Annotated in this window: 16 protein-coding genes; 8 read left to right on the forward strand and 8 right to left on the reverse strand. The window is 57.3% G+C overall.

Annotated features, from left to right (window positions below; genetic code table 11):
- Positions 1-19: 19 nt before the first annotated feature.
- Positions 20-943, reverse strand: coding sequence for a muramoyltetrapeptide carboxypeptidase (ldcA, locus tag F3J39_RS03195; RefSeq protein WP_104084781.1), 924 nt, complete (start codon positions 941-943; stop codon positions 20-22).
- 164 nt (positions 944-1107) lie between these two features.
- Here ldcA and emtA point away from each other — a divergent pair, with 164 nt between their 5' ends.
- Positions 1108-1737 (forward strand): membrane-bound lytic murein transglycosylase EmtA, encoded by a 630-nt coding sequence (gene emtA / locus F3J39_RS03200; RefSeq protein WP_082032656.1) that lies wholly within the window; start codon positions 1108-1110, stop codon positions 1735-1737.
- A gap of 15 nt (positions 1738-1752) precedes the next feature.
- Here the strand turns inward: emtA and F3J39_RS03205 are convergent, their stop codons facing one another.
- A complete protein-coding gene (locus F3J39_RS03205; protein WP_039383923.1) occupies positions 1753-2880 on the reverse strand; it encodes a mechanosensitive ion channel family protein in 1128 nt (375 codons plus the stop codon).
- 89 nt (positions 2881-2969) lie between these two features.
- A complete protein-coding gene (locus F3J39_RS03210) occupies positions 2970-3701 on the reverse strand; it encodes a flagellar brake protein (RefSeq protein ID WP_071668912.1) in 732 nt (243 codons plus the stop codon).
- Positions 3702-3872: 171 nt separating this feature from the next.
- Between F3J39_RS03210 and F3J39_RS03215 the strand changes: the two genes are divergently transcribed.
- Entirely contained in the window at positions 3873-4121 is a 249-nt protein-coding gene (locus F3J39_RS03215; protein WP_039383925.1) for a GlsB/YeaQ/YmgE family stress response membrane protein, read from the forward strand.
- Between the two features lie 68 nt (positions 4122-4189).
- Here the strand turns inward: F3J39_RS03215 and treA are convergent, their stop codons facing one another.
- Entirely contained in the window at positions 4190-5869 is a 1680-nt protein-coding gene (gene treA, locus F3J39_RS03220) for an alpha,alpha-trehalase TreA (protein ID WP_166713825.1), read from the reverse strand.
- Positions 5870-6073: 204 nt separating this feature from the next.
- On the opposite strand from treA, the gene ghrA reads away from it, so the two are divergent.
- Genes ghrA through F3J39_RS03235 form a run of 3 tightly spaced genes read left to right on the forward strand, consistent with a single transcriptional unit; the run spans position 6074 to position 8356 of the window.
- Complete coding sequence (gene ghrA / locus F3J39_RS03225) at positions 6074-7012, forward strand: glyoxylate/hydroxypyruvate reductase GhrA (RefSeq protein ID WP_108569262.1); 939 nt, start codon at positions 6074-6076, stop codon at positions 7010-7012.
- A 21-nt stretch (positions 7013-7033) separates the two neighbouring features.
- The gene (locus tag F3J39_RS03230) at positions 7034-7771 is read left to right on the forward strand and encodes a phosphatase (RefSeq protein ID WP_094111804.1); all 738 of its coding nucleotides are present in this window, start codon (positions 7034-7036) and stop codon (positions 7769-7771) included.
- A gap of 24 nt (positions 7772-7795) precedes the next feature.
- Positions 7796-8356 carry a molecular chaperone gene (locus F3J39_RS03235; protein WP_166713826.1) on the forward strand — a complete coding sequence of 187 codons (561 nt, stop codon included), beginning with the start codon at positions 7796-7798 and terminating at the stop codon, positions 8354-8356.
- 112 nt (positions 8357-8468) lie between these two features.
- Here F3J39_RS03235 and F3J39_RS03240 read toward each other — a convergent pair whose 3' ends face one another.
- Positions 8469-9353: an EamA family transporter gene (locus tag F3J39_RS03240; protein WP_071668913.1), complete on the reverse strand. Its 885-nt coding sequence runs from the start codon at positions 9351-9353 to the stop codon at positions 8469-8471.
- A 251-nt stretch (positions 9354-9604) separates the two neighbouring features.
- Between F3J39_RS03240 and F3J39_RS03245 the strand changes: the two genes are divergently transcribed.
- Positions 9605-10318: a glutamine amidotransferase gene (locus F3J39_RS03245; protein ID WP_039385809.1), complete on the forward strand. Its 714-nt coding sequence runs from the start codon at positions 9605-9607 to the stop codon at positions 10316-10318.
- Here the strand turns inward: F3J39_RS03245 and F3J39_RS03250 are convergent.
- A complete protein-coding gene (locus F3J39_RS03250; RefSeq protein WP_039383934.1) occupies positions 10297-10860 on the reverse strand; it encodes a methyltransferase domain-containing protein in 564 nt (187 codons plus the stop codon). The genes F3J39_RS03245 and F3J39_RS03250 overlap by 22 nt on opposite strands.
- 248 nt (positions 10861-11108) lie before the next feature.
- Between F3J39_RS03250 and F3J39_RS03255 the strand changes: the two genes are divergently transcribed.
- Both F3J39_RS03255 and F3J39_RS03260 read left to right on the forward strand, forming a co-directional pair.
- On the forward strand, positions 11109-12629 hold the full coding sequence (locus tag F3J39_RS03255; protein ID WP_039383936.1) for an aldehyde dehydrogenase family protein: 1521 nt from the start codon (positions 11109-11111) through the stop codon (positions 12627-12629).
- A gap of 97 nt (positions 12630-12726) precedes the next feature.
- A complete protein-coding gene (locus F3J39_RS03260; RefSeq protein ID WP_158086449.1) occupies positions 12727-12888 on the forward strand; it encodes a hypothetical protein in 162 nt (53 codons plus the stop codon).
- Positions 12889-12962: 74 nt separating this feature from the next.
- On the opposite strand, the gene fumA is transcribed toward F3J39_RS03260, so the two are convergent.
- Together fumA and F3J39_RS03270 are read right to left on the reverse strand one after the other, a co-directional pair.
- Positions 12963-14606, reverse strand: a complete 1644-nt coding sequence (fumA, locus tag F3J39_RS03265) for a class I fumarate hydratase FumA (protein WP_071668755.1) — start codon at positions 14604-14606, stop codon at positions 12963-12965.
- A gap of 165 nt (positions 14607-14771) precedes the next feature.
- On the reverse strand, positions 14772-16283 hold the full coding sequence (locus tag F3J39_RS03270; protein WP_039383942.1) for an anion permease: 1512 nt from the start codon (positions 16281-16283) through the stop codon (positions 14772-14774).
- Between the last annotated feature and the right edge of the window lie 366 nt (positions 16284-16649).

A 16649-nucleotide genomic window follows, 5' to 3' on the forward strand; every position in this document is an offset into this window, starting at 1 on the left:
CGATCTCCTGCATGTCATATTATCGCAGCACCGGATGTCCGGTGATGCTGAGCCGCGCGTTGCCGGCACTCATATCAAGCGTAGCATGCGCACCCAGCGGCAGCGTGACGGTATCAGGCGCATGTCCAAACGCCAGATCGCTTATCACCGGCAGCTGATACTCATCGCGCAGGCGCTGCCAGACAGTGTCGAAACCGAAGCCGTTATCATAGGCGCTGAGGGAGGTACTGGTAAAACTACCGGTAATAATCGCCTGCTGACGCGCCAGAATGCCGCACTGCTGCAGCTGCAGCAGCATGCGCTCGATGCGAAACGGATGTTCATTGACATCTTCAATCACCAGAATGCCGCCTTCAATCTGCGGCAGCCACGGCGTACCAACCAGCGCGCAGATCATCGCCAGGTTACCGCCCCACAGGCGGCCCTGCCAGCTGCCGCAGTCCGGGCTTTCACTCTGCCAGTTTACTCTCAGTTCCGGAGAGGAAATGGCCTGCCAGAAATGGTGTTCGGTAAACGCTGAAACGGGATCCGCGCCGAAATTACCGGCCAGCATCGGGCCGCTGAAGCTTATCAGGCCGGTCTGCGCCAGCAGCGCCAGCTGAATAGCGGTAAAGTCACTGTGGCCGCACAGCGCGACTGGCTCACTGCTGAGACGCTGCGCGATACCGCGGTAATCCAGCTTGTCCAGCAGGCGGGTCGCACCGTAGCCACCGCGCACTGCCAGAATAATGTCCGGCAGCGGGTCTGATGCAGCCAGCGCATTGATATCCGCCAGACGTTCTGCGTCCGTACCGGCAAAGCGCTGAAAGCGGCGGGCAACCACTGCGCCATTCTCCACCCGGTGGCCTGCATGCTGAAGCCGCTCAATGCCGCGCCGGGCAGCATCCTGGTTGTGGCAATAGCCAGAAGGGGCGATTAAACGAAAGGAACGGGCTGGGTGCATTGCGCTTTTCCTGCTCTCTGCTTAAGTGTGCATAGTGACAAACTGCGTGAACGGCGTCACGACAGCAAAATGAATTTTGTCATTTTCAGAATAACGGTAATTTTACTGCCGGCCGTCATGGCTATGATAGCCTGCGCCTCTCTTATAGCGGAACCTGAAAAACAGTGAAATTTCGACTACTTATGCTCTCTGCTTTACTGCTGGCAGGCTGTGCCAGTGAACCGGAAAAACCCAGAGTGCCTGAGCGCAATACGCCTCTCACTCAGGCTCCGCCCTCAAAAATTAATGATGCCTGGGCGCTGTTTACAGAAGATGCTGCCACTCATTATGGCGTTGATGAGAAGTTAATCAGCGCCATTATCAGTGTCGAATCGGGCGGTAATCCTGCTGCAGTAAGCCGCTCTAACGCGGTGGGTCTGATGCAGATCAAAGCCTCGACGGCGGGGCGCGAAGTCTATCGCGTGCAGGGCCGTCACGGGCAGCCCTCAACGGCCGAGCTGCGCGATCCGGCTAAAAACATCGATATCGGGGTCGCCTATCTGCGTATTCTGCAGGAGTCGGCGCTGGCCGGTATCCGCGATCCGCTGACGCTGCGCTACGCCACCATTGTCTCCTATGCCAATGGAGCCGGTGCGCTACTGCGCACCTTCTCACGCGACCGCGACCGCGCCATTGCGATGATTAACGCGATGTCGCCGGATGAGTTTTACCAGCACGTGCAAAACAAACATCCGGCCGCGCAGGCACCGCGCTATCTGTGGAAAGTGACCACCGCCTACCGCACAATTGGCTAGCGCGCGGTGCGCAGCTTAGCGCTGCGCACTCTGTGCCGGTGCTTCGTTGGACGCATCGCTGAGATTGATACGCGGCAGTACCCCACCGGTAAACTCGACGCGGCGCATCGGGAAGGCGAAGCGGATCTGCTTCTGCTCCAGCTGCGCCATCAGCTGCAGGTTAATCTCCTGCTGAATATCCATATAAACATTGTAATCCGCGCTCAGCACGAAATAGACCACTTCGAACGTCAGCTGCGACTCATCAAACGAGAGAAAGTGCGCCCGGTCAAAACGGGTGTCGGGCACGCCTTCGATAATCGTTTTCACCATGCCGCCAATCTGCCGCACTTTCTCCGCCGGCGTACCGTAGTTAATGCCGAACTTAAACACGATGCGCCGCTGCTGCATCCGTTTGTAGTTGTGGATCGTCTGCTGTAACAGAATGGTGTTTGAGCAGACAATCTGTTCGCCGCCGAGGCTGCGCAGACGCGTGGTTTTCAGGCCGATGTGCTCAATGGAACCCGCGATATCGCCGAAAACTATAAAATCACCGTGCTCAAACGGTTTATCAAAGCCGATCGCCAGCGACGCAAACACATCGCTCAGCACGGTCTGAATCGCCAGCGCAATGGCGATACCGCCGACGCCTAAACTGGCCACCAGTGCGGTAATGTCGATCCCCATGTTGGAGAGGATCGCCAGCAGCATCATTACCCATACCACTACCCGCAGCAGAATGCCGAGGATCACGGTGGTGACCGGATTACGTACGTGCAGCGGATCGCGCAGCATGCTTTTCAGCCATAAACGGATGCCGCAGTCGATCCACAGCGTGAACTGCAAAATCAGCGCGAGGAACCAGCTGTGGGCAATCGCCACGCTCCAGTTGGCCGGCAGGTCCGCAAACTTCAGCGAAATCAGCAGTGAGAAGATCAGCAGCAGCGACTGGCTGGTGCTGCGCAGGATCTCAACAAGAATGGCGGTGAAGCGCACATGGCGCTGTTCGCTGTAGCGGGCGATACGATTCGAAACAAAGCGGATAGCGGTGCGCAACAGCCACCAGACAATAAGGGTGCCAAAGAGGATGATGGCGCTGTTGATCCAGACGGTTTGATTAAGAAAAATGCGTTGCCAGCCAGAGGCTGAAAGCCAGTTTTCCATGGGGGAGTTTCTCCTTGCCGGGCGCTGGTTAAAATAAAGGGCAAGGAGAAGCATAGCCTGTCTGAGATATCCTGCAGGCGTAACGGCAGTTACTGAAAGCGGCTCGCCTTATCGCGTGCCAGCCGTTCAAGCGCGAAGATCACCTGCTGCAGCTGGCGCTCCTGCACGGGTTCAATGGCAGTGAAACGAAAGCTCAGCCGCGGTATTACGCAGGCTTCGCCTTTACGGACTACGCTGCGCTCGCCAATATGCAGCAGCTCTGCGGTGACCTCAAACTGACCAAATTCGCCCAGCTCAACCCGCAGCTGGCTGAACTTATCCCCCCGGGTAAGGCCCTCCGGCAGCGGCCCTTCCGGCAATACCCCGACCCCGCCCAGCGAAAGATCCTGCAGGCGAAAGCGCGCCGGGCTGCCGTCCGGCCACCGGGTGTAACACCAGAAAACCGGCTCCAGCGGGGCGTTGATGCGGAAAAATTCGCGGCGCTGGATTTGCCAGGCGCACGCCGGCAGCGGTGCGCTGAATGCGGGTAAGCCTTCATATTCAACCAGCGTCAGGGCAGCGAGGGTGAACTCAATTTTGGCGCCGTAGGTTTCGGCGCAGACGCTGAAGTCGGGACTCTCCAACACCCACTCATTGCTCAGCGCATTGCTGCCCAGATCGAAAATGATGCACTCCTCATCGGCAACCAGCAGGCGGCTGATAAACTGCCCGCGATTAAAGGTCACCATTAGCGGAGTTTGGTAGCGCGACAGATCCCTCATCACATTCAAGACCGCTAACGTACCCCGCTTGAGATACTGTTCGTTATCGGCATCTTTCACATCCTGCTCCCCGCTGCTGCGCATATCATCGTTATGCGACGATTATCGGCGTAACGCTCTGAAGCTTTAGCGGCTGGCTGATGATTAAAGCGGCAGTCGCGCTGCAGGGAAAAAAATCCCGTCTATACTTATCGCAGTGAACACCTTGATTCATAACGTAAGGAGCAACAAATGGGTATTCTTTCATGGATTATTTTTGGTCTGATCGCCGGTATTCTCGCTAAGTGGATTATGCCAGGTAAAGATGGCGGCGGCTTTATCCTGACCGTGGTACTGGGTATTATCGGTGCGGTTGTCGGCGGCTGGATCAGTACCCTGTTTGGTTTTGGCAGAGTTGACGGGTTCAACTTCGGCAGCTTTGTTGTCGCGGTGATCGGCGCCATTGTTGTGCTGTTTATCTACCGTAAAGTGCGCAGTTAATTCTGCCCGCATAAAAAAAACCGCGGCCCCGGGGCTGCGGTTTTTTTTCGGCTGTAGCCGGTGCGAAATTAATTCGCGCGCTGCAGCGCCGGCATATCAGGGATATCACTGGCGCTGTTACAGGTTTTTTCTTTCGGGCAATATTTATCCAGCAGCATCAGCGTCACGCCGTTGGTCCAGCCAAAGCCATCCTGCAGCGGATATTCGCCGCCACCGCCACCGCCCAGCTGCGCGCCCTCAACCACATATTTTTCTACCAGCTTATGCTCTTTGTCATAGGTCTGCTGGACGTTTTGCAGAAAGCGCTGGCCAATCTGTCGTGCCAGCTGCGGCTGGTTATAATGCTCCAGCCCCTCTACCGCTACCCACTGCAGCGGAGCCCAGCCATTAGGTGCATCCCACTGCTGGCCATTATTGACCGTGGTTGTCACCAGACCACCAGGTTTAAGCAGCTGTTTTTCAACTGCAGAGGCGGTACGTTCAGCCTGTTTATCTCCGGCCAGCTGCATATAGAGCGGGAAAAGAGCGGCCGCCGTTAGCTGGTTGTGAACCTGTTTTTTACTGAAATCGTAATCAGCATACCAGCCCTGTTTCTCATCCCACAGATAACGATTGATTGCGGCCTGGCGTTTTTCTGCCGCCGCGGCAAAGGCTTTTGCCTGGTCATCCTGTTTTGCCAGCCTGGCTGATTTTGACAGCGTCTGCTCCAGATGAAACAGCAGGCTGTTGAGATCGACCGGCACCAGCGCTGTGGTGCGGATCGAAGCGAGACTATGCGCATCGGTAAACCAGCGCGAGCTGAAATCCCAGCCCGACGCCGCGCCGGCGCGCAGATCGCGCCAGAGCTGCGGTTTGTCACGTTCCGGGGTTTTTTCTGCCGTCTTCGCATCGTCCAGCCAGGATTCTGTACGCGGCACGTCGCGTGCGTCCCAGTAGCGATTAAGCAGGGTGCCATCGGAGAGCTTTACCACCCGCTTGCTGGCGTGACCGGCCGCCACGCTGTCGCTGTCAGCCATCCAGTAGTCATACTCTTTCTGCAGCTGCGGCTGATAGTGCCGGTAAACCTCATCGCCTTTATGCGTGGCCAGCAGGTCCACCATCAGGCTAAAGAACGGGGGCTGTGACCGGCTGAGATAATAGCTGCGGTTGCCGTTAGGGATATGCCCGTAGCGATCGAGTTCGGTGGCAAAGTTATCGACCATATCCTGCACGCGGTCCCAGTTACCGCTTTCCGCCAGGCCCAGCATGGTGAAATAGCTGTCCCAGTAATAGACCTCGCGGAAACGTCCGCCCGGCACAACGTAAGGTTTCGGCAGCGGCAGCAGTGAATCATACTGGCTGGCATCAGGCGTGCTGCGCGTCAGCACCGGCCACAGACCGTTGATATGTTCACGCAGGCTCTGCCCGGCGGGCGGTACATATTTATCCTGCTCTTTGGGCAGGGTAAAGTTCATGTCAACGAAGCGTTTGAGATCGAAATTGCGCTGCTTCTTTTGCATCTGCCAGTCAGCGAGAATCGAGGCGGGATCGTATTTCGGGATCGCGTCAGCAAAGGTTTTCTGATCGGGATAGAACTGCGCTTTCTGCACGGCGCTGAAGAGCGGCCCCAGGCGTACATCGGGCGGCTGCGGCTGCTGGCTCAGCATCCGGCTTCCGGTTTCGGCATGGGCCAGCGTGCTGGTTGCCAGCAGGGCAGTGGTAAGCAGCAGAGAGAGGCGCGCGGGCATCAATATGACATTTTTTCTCATCGGTTTTTCTCCTTGTCCGAAAACGTGGTGCGCTAACGTATTGACCACTCAACCAACTTTAGTCGCTATCGTGCTGGCTGGCGCTGCAGGGCGATGGAAATGTGAAGCGCTGCCGGGTAATTACGTGGGAAATTGTTGCCGCTGACGGTTTTTACTTGCTCCGCCGCGCGGTTTACCGGAGGCTGAAAGAAAATAAGGAGGCGTATGAAGATTATCTGGTATCACCCGTCAATGGACGCGCAGCGCTGGCTCACGGGCCTCGGCCGGCGGCTGCCGGACGCGGAAATCCGGCTGTGGCAGCCAGGCGATAATGGCCGTGCAGATTATGCCGTTGTACGTTCGCCGCCGGTGGAGATGCTGGCGCAGCGAAGCCTGAAGGGAGTGTTCGCGATGGGTGCGGGCGTCGATGAACTTCTGCAGCAGCAGCGTCAGCACCCTGACAGGCTCAGCGCCCAGGTGCCGCTGTATCGCCTCGAGGATACCGGCATGGCACAGCAGATGCAGGAGTACGCGAACTGGTGCGTGCTGGGCTGGTATCGCCGCTTTGCTGACTATCAGCGCCAGCAGCAGGCGCACTGCTGGCAGCCGCTGCCGCTGCCGGCGCGCGACGCCTTCACCATTGGCGTGCTTGGCGCGGGCGTACTGGGCCGCAGCGTGCTGGAGAGCCTGCAGCAGTGGGGATTCCCGCTGCGCTGCTGGAGTCGCACGCCGAAGAGCCTGCCTGGCGTGCACGCCTTCCACGGTGCCGCCGCGCTGCACGACTTCCTTGCCGGCTGCCAGGTCGTGATTGATCTGCTGCCCGCCACGCCGGAAACCACCGATCTTATCAACGCTGATTTCCTGCGCGCGCTGCCGCACGGCGCATACTTTCTTAACCTGGCGCGCGGCGCGCACGTGGTTGAAGCGGACCTGCTGGCAGCGCTCAACAGCGGGCAACTTGCCGCCGCCGCGCTGGATGTCTTTCAGCAGGAGCCGCTGCCGGCGGAAAATGCGCTCTGGCAGCATCCGCACGTTACCCTCACGCCACACAGTGCCGCCATTACGCTGCCGGAGCAGGCGATGGACGCCATCGCCAGCGCCATTCAGCAGCTGGAAAAAGGGCAGCAGCCCCCGGGGCGCGTGGATCGCCAGCGCGGCTATTAATTTATCTCAGAGGAGCAAAATATGTATCCCGTTGATCTGCATATGCACACCGTTGCCAGCACGCACGCCTACAGCACGCTGCATGACTATGTCGCCCAGGCGAAACAGAACGGCCTGAAGCTATTTGCCATTACCGACCACGGCCCCGATATGGCGGATGCGCCGCATCACTGGCATTTCATTAATATGCGTATCTGGCCGCGGGTTATTGACGGCGTGGGGATCCTGCGCGGAATTGAAGCGAACATTAAAAATCAGCAGGGCGAGATCGACTGCAGCGGGCCGATGCTGGATGCCCTGGATCTGATCGTGGCGGGCTTTCACGAGCCGGTCTACACGCCGCGCGATAAAGCACACCATACCGAGGCGATGATCGCCGCGATGGCAGGCGGGCTGGTGCATATCATCAGCCATCCGGGCAACCCCAAATTCCCGGTGGATATTCGCGCCATTGCCGAAGCCGCAGCCCACTACAACGTGGCGCTGGAGATCAATAACTCCTCGTTTACCCATTCGCGTCCGGGCAGTGAACCTAACTGCCGCGCGATTGCGGAGGCGGTGCGTGACGCGGGCGGACAGCTGGCATTTGGCTCCGATTCCCATACCGCCTTTACGCTGGGGCATTTTGAGCACTGCCTGCGCATTACGCGCGAGGTGGATTTCCCTGAAGATCGGGTGTTAAATGTCACGCCGCGCCGCCTGCTCGACTTTCTGGAGCAGCGCAGCGGTAAACGGATCGCGGAATTACTGGATTTTTAATGTTGTAGTGAGGAATGCTGCCAGATGAATGAATTTTCTATGCTTTGCCGGGTGATCGGCTCCCTGTTTAACCGTCAGCCCCAGGATCCGCTGCTGATGCCGCTGTTTACGCTGCTGCGCGAAGGCAAAATGCAGGCACAGTGGCCGCTGGAGCAGGATGCGCTGCTGACGCGTCTGCAGCAGAGCAGCGATCCGCAGGCGCTGGCAGCGGATTACAACGCGCTGTTTGTCGGTCAGGAGTGCAGCGTGCCGCCTTACGCGTCACAGTGGCCGGAAGGCGCGCCGGAAGCGGAGATCCGGGCGTTTCTCAGCGCGCGCGGCATGCCGCTCAGTGACGCGCCTGCCGATCACTTTGGCGTACTGCTGCTGGCGGCGTCGTGGCTGGAAGATCAGTCTGCAGAAGATGAATCAGACGCGCAGCGTGCGCTGTTTGAATCTTATCTGCTGCCGTGGTGCGGTGCGTTCCTCGGCAGAGTTGAAGCGCACGCCACCACGGCGTTTTATCGCACGCTGGCTGAGCTGAGCCGCGAGGCGATCCAGACGATGTATGATGAGCTGAGCGAAGACGATACGCCGCAGGCGTAATCGCTCCCCGCAGGGGGCGGCTGCCGGAAGCGTTCGCTGCAGCTGCACAACAAGCAGTGACGTGCGGCTGAAGCCTGCAGACTCCGGCGGATGCAGGTTAAGCCAAGAGAGACTAACGCCGGCGCAGACGCGGAAAACGTGCGTGCATGCGCAGATTGCGCAGGTTAAGCACGGCAATGGCGGTGCCCAGCACCACCAGCGATGCGCCAAATACTTTGAAACTGTTCATGCTGTCGCCCAGCACCGTCACGCCCATGATGACAGCCAGCACCGGCGTCAGCAGCGAATAGGGCATGATCAGATTAACATTATATTTTTTCAGCAGGGCGTACCACAGCGTATAGGCAACAATCGAAGAGGCGATAGCGCTGTAAAGAATGCCGAACCAGCCGTGCCAGCCCGCTGCTTTAAGGGCGCTGAACTGATTCGACTCCGTCAGCCATGAGGCAGCGCCAACCAGCGGCACGGCGAGGAATGAGATCCAGCCGGTCAGCGTCAGCGGACTGATAGGCGGCGACTTTTTGACAATCATGTTGCTGACCGCCCAGCCAAACGCGCTGCACAGCAGGATACAGAGTACCCACCAGGCGGGGATAGTCGGGCTGCCGGAGAGCACGGCCACGCCGCTCAGAGAGATAGCGATGCCGCACAGCTGCACCAGCCGCAGCTTCTCTTTCAGGATCGCCATCGCCAGCAGCATCGCAATGGGTGTGCCCAGCTGTACAACGATAGCCGCCGTACCGGCATCGGTATAGCGCATGCCGACAAACAGCAGCGAGAAATGCATAAAGCCAAAGGTAAACGCGAGGGTGATGAGCCACGGCAGCTGCGCGCGCGTGACACGGCAAAAGGGCACCAGGATCAGAGCGACCACGACAAAGCGCATCCACGTCAGAAACAGCGGCGGCAGCTCCAGAAGGCCCCATTTAACCGCCACGTTGTTAAACGCCCAGATTGAAACCACAAACAGAATCAGAAAAAAATGCCGTACGGCCACGCTGTTATCCTTCGCAGAAAAATGAACTTACGCTTAATAATGGCATGAAGCCTGCCGCACAGGACACATCAACCTGGCGGTTTAGCACTCAACAGCAAAATCGCCACCTTATAATTACAACATACTATTATCTGAGCGCTATCCTGACATCCGCTTCTGCATAAGCATGTTGCGGAATAACATAAGACACGGCTGGCAATTGCTGTCACAGTAGAGCTTAACAGCGGACGCAGCAGAGGAGCATGCCGGCAATGACGGAGCGTTATACTTTACCCCTGGCATTAATACAGCTTGAAGTTCCGCCCCCGCAGGTGGTGGCGAAAATTGGCGAACAGCCTGCGTGGTTTATTGACGCGCTGCAGCTGCAGGCGGATGACTATATTATCGTGCGTCCGCACCGGGGTGACGCACTTCCCGGCTGGCAGGAGATTAGCGGGGCGATCCTCAGCGGCTCCTGGGCGATGGTAACCGACCACGCAGGATGGAGTGAGCGCACTGCGGCCTGGATACGCGGCGCAATAGAGGCGCAGCTGCCGCTGCTTGGCGTCTGCTACGGCCATCAGCTGATGGCGTATGCGCTGGGGGGTGAGGTGGGCGATAATCCCCGCGGCTGGGAGCGCGGGCTGCAGACCGTGACGCGGACCGCTTCGGATGCCTGGCTGAACGGACTGCCGGCGCACTTTTCCGCCTGGCTGTCGCACCGGCAGTCGGTACTGGCCCCGCCGCCGCAGGCCACGGTTCTGGCGCGCTCAGCGCTGGATGCGTGTCAGGTGTTACGTTACTCGCCGCAGGCATTTTCCGTTCAGTTTCATCCGGAGTTCAGTCGCGAGATCATGACGGCCTGTACACCGGCTGACGTACAGCCGGATAGCGCGGTAATGGGGGATACTGACTGGGCGCGTACGCTGCTGCAGCGCTTCTGGCAGCAGGTACGGCCCCGGGATCAGGAAGCGTCGCAGCGCTGACAGCGATAGACCCAGGCGGGCGGCATGTTTTTCAGCACCCGCTGCCGCTGCCAGACAAAATAGCGCGACAGATCGTGCCGGGTGAGCGAGGTGTACTGAAACTGGACAAATACGCCCTGAGGCGCCAGCGCATTATGCACCGCGCTCAGAATGGTGTGACGCGTGGCCGCAGGCAGCGACAGCAGCGGCAGGCCGGAAAAAATAGCGTCATATTCACCCTGCAGCAGCTCCGCTGAGTGTGCCTGGACCTGCATGCGCGGATCGTGCCACTGACGCAGTTCTGCTGCCAGCTGCGGATTAATTTCAAACACGTCAAGCTGCGCGGCCGGTACCATACGCGACAGCAGCTGGCGGGTCAGCACGCCATCGCCGGCGCCCAGTTCAGCCACCCGCAGGCTGCTATCCCACTCTACCGCATTGCACATACAGCGGCATAACGCCGCTGATGAAGGGGTGACGCTGCCGATTGTGCGCGGATCGCGAATAAACTGCTGTACAAAGTTCGCTTTGGCCCGCATTAGCATCATGGCTGAAGCCAGCATCTTTCTCTCCTGAATCTGTGGTCTGCAGGGTATTGACCACAGATAACGCTCAGGTTTCGCTTTAGCGCGGCAAAAAAGCCAAACTCAGAACATTCCGGCACAAATGATTCTGTCCCGCTTTAACACCGATTTCCCGCGTCGGCTCACAGTTTCCCGCCTGCAGACCTGACAGGCTAAAAACGATCGCGCAATGTTAATCAACAGTTTAAAAGTTGTTAACTTCCATTCGCTCTGTAAGGGGAAATACCATGCGTTACGCTGCTCCGGGAGAACAGGGTTCTCTGATCACTCTGCAATCGCAGTATGGCAACTTTATCAACGGCGAGTTTACTGCGCCGGTTAACGGTCACTATTTTACCAACACCTCACCGGTTAATGGCAGCGCAATCGGCGAATTCCCGCGTTCCGATCGGGCAGATGTTGATAATGCGGTCGCGGCGGCCCAGGCGGCGGCAGAGCAGTGGGGCAAGACCTCACCGCAGGCGCGCTCGCTGGTGTTACTGAAGATTGCTGACCGCCTGGAGCAGAATCTGGAATATATCGCCGTTAATGAAACCTGGGATAACGGCAAGCCGGTACGCGAAACGCTGGCCGCTGACCTGCCGCTGGCGGTGGACCATTTCCGCTATTTTGCCGGCTGTGTCCGGGCGCAGGAAGGCAGCGCCGCCGAAATCGATGAGTTCACGGCCGCCTATCACTTCCATGAACCGCTGGGCGTGGTGGGGCAGATCATTCCGTGGAACTTCCCGCTGCTAATGGCCGCCTGGAAGCTGGCACCGGCGCTGGGCGCAGGTAACTGCGTGGTGCTGAAACCAGCCGAGCAGACGCCGCTTTCCATCACGCTGTTTGTTGAGTTGATCAAAGATCTGGTCCCGCCCGGCGTCATTAACGTGGTGCACGGCTACGGCAAAGAGGCGGGCGAAGCGCTGGCATCGCATCCGGGCATTGCCAAGATCGCATTTACCGGCTCAACAGCGACCGGCGGCCATATTCTGGAGCTGGCGGCAAAAAGCCTGATCCCGTCCACGGTGGAGCTGGGCGGAAAATCACCAAATATCTTTTTCGAAGATATCATGCAGGCGGAGGAGAGCTTTATTGAGAAAGCGGCCGAGGGGGTTGTGCTCGGCTTCCTGAACCAGGGTGAGGTCTGTACCTGTCCGTCGCGCGCGCTGGTGCAGGAATCGATTTTTGAGCCCTTTATGGCGGCCGTGATGAAGCGCATCAAAACCATTAAACGTGGCGATCCGCTGGATACGGAAACCATGATTGGCGCTCAGGCGTCGCAGCAGCAGTTTGATAAGATCCTCTCTTATCTTGAGATTGCGCAGCAGGAAGGGGCGGAAGTGCTGCACGGTGGTAACGTTGAGCAGATTGGCGAAGCCTTCAGCGGCGGCTACTATATTCAGCCCACGCTGCTGAAAGGCAACAACAGCATGCGCGTATTTCAGGAAGAGATTTTCGGACCGGTGGTCGGCGTACTGACGTTTAAAGATGAAGCGGAGGCGCTGGCCATTGCTAATGATTCGATTTACGGGCTTGGCGCTGGCGTCTGGACGCGGGATATCAACCGCGCATACCGTATGGGGAGAGCAATCAAAGCCGGACGCGTCTGGACTAACTGCTACCATCTCTATCCGGCTCACGCTGCGTTTGGCGGCTATAAGAAATCGGGCATCGGGCGGGAGACGCATAAAATGATGCTGGATCACTATCAGCAAACTAAAAATCTGCTGGTGAGCTACAGCACACAGCCGCTCGGGTTCTTCTGATTTTCGTACCGGCGGTCGCTGCAGAGGCTATATTTTCATAAACCTGTCATCTTTGCAGGACAGGATATGAGAAACGCCTCTGCGCAAAGGAGAGATCATGAACGCAGGATATGATTATATGGAGCAGCACGATGAGGTGCTGGATGCGGTCGAACAGGACATTATCAGCGTCAATCTGCCCACTTATGATGCGTTGCAGCATGCGCGCCAGCAGAGTGCCGAGCGCGACGCCGCGCGGGAAATGTCGCTGCGCGCATAAGAAAGCGCTCTCAGATTAATAAAAAAATCCGCAGCCTGGTGCCGCGGATTTTTTACAGGGTCTGCTTCAGCGCTTTACTTTACGCAGGCAGAGCACTGATTGTGGATCTGCTGGAAGAAATCGTTACCTTTGTCATCGACCAGAATAAACGCCGGGAAATTTTCCACTTCAATTTTCCAGATCGCCTCCATACCCAGTTCGGCATACTCAACGCACTCAAGGCTTTTAATACTCTGCTGCGCCAGTACCGCTGCCGGGCCGCCAATACTGCCCAGGTAGAATCCGCCATGCTTATGGCAGGCGTCAGTCACCTGTTTGCTGCGGTTACCTTTGGCCAGCATTACCATGCTGCCGCCGTGCGACTGCAGCAGATCGACATAAGAGTCCATCCGGCCTGCGGTGGTAGGGCCGAGGGAACCGGACGCGTGTCCTTCCGGCGTTTTGGCCGGACCGGCATAGTAGACCGGATGATCTTTAATGTACTGCGGCAGCCCTTCGCCATTATCGATACGCTCTTTGAGTTTGGCGTGAGCGATGTCGCGCGCCACAATAATGGTGCCGTTCAGCGACAGGCGGGTAGCCACCGGATAAGCGGAGAGCTGGGCCAGAATATCCTGCATCGGGCGATTAAGATCTACCTGCACCACTTCGCCTTCGCCCTGCTGGCGCAGCGCTTCCGGAATATAGCGTCCCGGATTATCTTCCAGCTTCTCAATCCAGATGCCATCGCGGTTGATTTTAGCTTTGATGTTACGGTCAGCAGAACAGGAGACGCCCATGCCTACCGGGCAGGAGGCACCGTGACGCGGCAGTCTGACCACGCGAATGTCGTGAGCGAAATATTTACCGCCAAACTGCGCGCCCAGTCCGAGCTGCTGCGACGCTTCCAGCAGTTCCTGCTCCAGCACGATATCGCGAAACGCCTGACCGTGCTCGTTGCCTTCCGTTGGCAGCGAGTCATAGTAATGCGTTGAGGCGAGCTTAACCGTTTTTAGCGTGCTCTCCGCAGAGGTGCCACCGATCACAAATGCAATATGGTAGGGCGGACAGGCAGCGGTGCCGAGCGACATCATTTTATCAATCAGGTAGTTTTTTAATTTTGCTGGCGTGATTAACGCTTTGGTTTCCTGATAGAGGTAGGTCTTGTTCGCTGAACCACCGCCTTTAGCGATGCAGAGGAACTTATACTCATCGCCATCCACGCTGTAGAGATCGATCTGGGCCGGCAGGTTGGTGCCGGTATTGACCTCTTTGTACATATCCAGCGGGGCGTTCTGCGAGTAGCGCAGATTATCTTCGATATAGGTGTTATAGACGCCCTGCGACAGCGCCGCTTCATCGCCGCCGCCGGTCCAGACGCGCTGGCCTTTTTTACCCATGATAATCGCGGTGCCGGTATCCTGGCAGGTTGGCAGTACGCCTTTAGCAGCGATTTCTGAGTTACGCAGAAACTGCAGCGCGACATACTTGTCATTCTGACTCGCTTCATCATCCGCCAGAATAGCGGCAACCTGCTGCTGGTGTGAGGCGCGCAGCATAAAAGAGGCGTCATGAAACGCCTGCTGCGCCAGCAGCGTCAGCGCTTCTGGTGCGACTTTCAGCACCTCCTCGCCCTCAAAGCTGGCGACCGAAACGTGCTCGCGGCTCAGCAGGTAATATTCAGTATCATCTTTGGCGAGAGGAAAGGGGTTCTGGTAATAGAAGGGTTTGTTCGACATGTTGGCTCACTTAGCTTCGTGTTGCCCGCCTGCGCGGCGGGCGGCAAATTAGGCGATCTGTGGTGCTATTTTCTCTCGCCAGCCCGTATCAGGAGCTGACTGGCGAGCATAGTAACACTGAAACAGGCTGACGCGGCTGCGTTTTTTAACATCAAAGCAACATCATCAGAACATCATGACCATCCAGGGATAAGCGATAACCATCAGCGCCACCAGGAAGAGGGCGCCAAAGATGGTGCCAAGCCGCCAGTAATCTTTGGTCGGCAGATAGCCGCTGCCGTAATAGATAGGGCTTGGGCCGGTACCGTAAGGGGTGATAATGCCCATCACACCCAGCGAGGTACACATCATCAGGCAGAACACCGGCATATTAATGCCTGGAATTGAGGCGGCGATAGTCAGCATGGCGGGCAGCAGGGCAGTGGTATGCGCCGTGGTGCTGGCAAACAGATAGTGCAGCAGATAAAAGGCAATCAGCAGCACCACTGCGGAGACCTGAGGATCGTAACCCTGTAGCAGCACCGCCCCCTCTTTGCCCAGCCAGGCAATAAAACCGACGCGTGCCAGACCATCGGCCAGCGCAACCAGCGTGGCAAACCAGGCAAAGGTATTCCAGGCGGCTTTATTGCTGGTGATATCACTCCAGTTAAGTACGCCTGTCCAGAGCATCAGCACAATCACCAGCAGCGCGGCCATAGCGGGCTCTATCCATGCCGTTGCGAAAATCCACATCATCAGCGCCGCGACGACAAACAGCAGCAGCAGGATCTCATTGCGCGACAGGCGGCCCAGCTTTTCCAGCTCGGCGGTCGCCCAGCGCGGTACCTCATCATTGACTTTGACTTCCGGCGGATAGAGCCAGTAAGCCAGCAGCGGCATGGTGAGAATCAGCAGGATCCCCAGCGGCAGGAAAGCGAGGAACCACATCCCCCAGCTGATATCGAAACCAATAACGCTCTTAACCAGGGCCAGTGCGAGCAGGTTAGGGGCCAGCGCAGAGAGAAACATCGAGCTGGTGATACAGGCTGCGGTAATCGCCACCCACATCAGATAAGAGCCGATTTTGCGGGCGCTGGGGTCATTAGGCTTAGAGCCATAGAGCGGCGGCAGGTTGGCAATAATCGGATAGATAGTCCCGCCGCTGCGGGCGGTGTTAGACGGCGTAAACGGCGCCAGCAGCAGGTCAGCGAAAGTAATCGCGTAGCCCAGCGTCAGACTGCGGCGACCGAGATATTTTACCAGAATCAGTGCCAGCCGGCGGCCAAACTGCGTTTTATCGTAGCCGGCTGCAAACATAAAGGCGCCAAAAATCAGCCAGACCGTAGAGTTGCCGAAGCCGCTGACTGCCCATTTGAACGACTGCGCTGCCGTTTTAAATGCCGGGTCGGCCAGCTCTGCCGGGCTAAACAGCACCCACTGGCTAAACAGCGCGATGACTACCACGCCGGTAAGCCCAATCACGGCGCCCGGCAGCGGCTCAAAAATCAGGCCGACAATAACACCGACAAAAATGGCGAAGAAGTGCCAGGCGTAGGGCTCCAGTCCGGCAGGCGTCGGCACCAGCAGCAACAGGAGTGCAACCAGTACCGGCAGGCAGAGCATCAGCAGGCGATTTTTTTTACCCGGCGCCGCAGGCGGCGCTTTGGTGGGTTCATGCGATTGCGTTGATAGGTTCATAGTTTTTGTCTGCACGTTGAGAAGAATGCGATATCAGTACCAGTGCCTTTATACCTGGATGATCCATTTTGCGGCATCAGTACAGGAAGTTCATGACGCTTGTGTTAAAGCAGAAAGCAATTTTGTTTCGCGAATTATCTAATTTATGCCGTTATGATGCGATTAATTAAAATACCTATTTTGATCCAGATCAATAAAATGGAGCGCTTATTTTTATCTGCGTTATTTTCAGTGTGTTATGACGCTTATTCAGGGCGTGCCTCACGATATAATGCAGGATGTGAAGCGCTTTCTTTCCAATATCTGGCAGGCGTGTGATTTTTAAATCAATGAAATATATAGTTTATTTTTGTGAGTTGAATTAAC

It is taken from the genome of Pantoea sp. Acro-807 (assembly GCF_011752675.1).
In the GTDB taxonomy this organism is placed as follows: Bacteria; Pseudomonadota; Gammaproteobacteria; order Enterobacterales; family Enterobacteriaceae; genus Pantoea; species Pantoea eucrina.

Coding starts and splice junctions, on each gene's coding strand:
- ldcA (WP_104084781.1), bottom strand. CDS start 943: ATGCACCCAGCCCGTTCCTTTCGTTTAATCGCCCCTTCTGGCTATTGC.
- F3J39_RS03205 (WP_039383923.1), bottom strand. CDS start 2,880: ATGGAAAACTGGCTTTCAGCCTCTGGCTGGCAACGCATTTTTCTTAAT.
- F3J39_RS03215 (WP_039383925.1), top strand. CDS start 3,873: ATGGGTATTCTTTCATGGATTATTTTTGGTCTGATCGCCGGTATTCTC.
- treA (WP_166713825.1), bottom strand. CDS start 5,869: ATGAGAAAAAATGTCATATTGATGCCCGCGCGCCTCTCTCTGCTGCTT.
- ghrA (WP_108569262.1), top strand. CDS start 6,074: ATGAAGATTATCTGGTATCACCCGTCAATGGACGCGCAGCGCTGGCTC.
- F3J39_RS03230 (WP_094111804.1), top strand. CDS start 7,034: ATGTATCCCGTTGATCTGCATATGCACACCGTTGCCAGCACGCACGCC.
- F3J39_RS03235 (WP_166713826.1), top strand. CDS start 7,796: ATGAATGAATTTTCTATGCTTTGCCGGGTGATCGGCTCCCTGTTTAAC.
- F3J39_RS03245 (WP_039385809.1), top strand. CDS start 9,605: ATGACGGAGCGTTATACTTTACCCCTGGCATTAATACAGCTTGAAGTT.
- F3J39_RS03250 (WP_039383934.1), bottom strand. CDS start 10,860: ATGCTGGCTTCAGCCATGATGCTAATGCGGGCCAAAGCGAACTTTGTA.
- F3J39_RS03255 (WP_039383936.1), top strand. CDS start 11,109: ATGCGTTACGCTGCTCCGGGAGAACAGGGTTCTCTGATCACTCTGCAA.
- F3J39_RS03260 (WP_158086449.1), top strand. CDS start 12,727: ATGAACGCAGGATATGATTATATGGAGCAGCACGATGAGGTGCTGGAT.
- fumA (WP_071668755.1), bottom strand. CDS start 14,606: ATGTCGAACAAACCCTTCTATTACCAGAACCCCTTTCCTCTCGCCAAA.
- F3J39_RS03270 (WP_039383942.1), bottom strand. CDS start 16,283: ATGAACCTATCAACGCAATCGCATGAACCCACCAAAGCGCCGCCTGCG.